Origin of the sequence: Spongiactinospora sp. 9N601 (assembly GCF_044326295.1) — a bacterium.
In the GTDB taxonomy this organism is placed as follows: Bacteria; Actinomycetota; Actinomycetes; order Streptosporangiales; family Streptosporangiaceae; genus Spongiactinospora; species Spongiactinospora gelatinilytica.
Window position 1 is genome coordinate 1 of the sequence record NZ_JBIRBB010000064.1, and the last position, 930, is coordinate 930.

The following is a 930-nucleotide window of genomic DNA, read 5'->3' on the forward strand; positions in this document are numbered from 1 at the left end:
AGTGCGTGTTTGAGAAGATCGTTTCTGGGTCAGGGGCAGAGGTAGCGGGGTTGGCGTCGTGCGGGTCCGCCCCGGGTGATGCGGCGGGCCATGCCCGCGATGGCGGCCCAGCGGATGAGCGCCTCGGAGACGGCGGGGTCGCGTTCGTAGTCGCGGGCCAGGCGGCGGCAGGCGGTCAGCCAGGCCAGTGTCCGCTCCACCACCCAGCGGCGGGCGATGATGTTGAAGCCGGGCTTGTCCGCGGGCTTGCGCACGATCTCCAGGGTGGTGCGCAGCCTGTCGCGGGTCCAGTCGACCAGGCGCCCGGCGAACCCCTGATCGGCGAACACGTGCCGGATCGGGGTGGTCAGGTAGGCCGACAACAACGCGGTCTTCGCGCCATCGCGGTCCTGCCAGCTCGCGGCCAGCACCGCGACCGTGATGAGCAGGCCGGTGGTGTCGGTGACGATGAACCGCTTACGCCCGTTGACCTTCTTCCCGGCGTCGTATCCGCGGGTGGAGCGGCCCACCGTGTCGGCGCCTTTGACGCTCTGGGAGTCGATGATCCCGGCCGAGGGCTCATCGGCGCGGCCGTCGGCGCGGCGGGCCTTGACACGCAACTCGCGCAGGAGGGTCTCGGTGACGCCGGCGTGCTCCCACTGCTGGAAGTACCAGTACACGGTCTGCCAGGGCGGCAGGTCGGTGGGCAGGTACCGCCACGGGCAGCCGGAACGCACGACGTACAGGATGGCGTTGACGATCTCCCGGCGCGGGTGCTTTTCCGGTCGCCCGCCGGTGTTCGGCTCGGGTAGTAGCGGCTCGATCAGTTCCCACTGGGCGTCGGTCAGGTCGGAGGGGTAGCGATCAGGGGACACCGGGCCAGCTTGACGGTCCCGGGCCCGATGATCACGCCGCCACGCCGGACATGAATGATCTTCTCAAACACGCTCT

General features: G+C 69.6%; 1 protein-coding gene. It reads right to left on the minus strand.

Annotated elements, in window-relative coordinates; translation table 11 throughout:
* Window positions 1–29: 29 nt before the first annotated feature.
* The gene (locus ACH34R_RS44130) at window positions 30–854 is read right to left on the minus strand and encodes an IS5 family transposase (RefSeq protein ID WP_397567624.1); all 825 of its coding nucleotides are present in this window, start codon (window positions 852–854) and stop codon (window positions 30–32) included.
* Window positions 855–930: the final 76 nt, after the last annotated feature.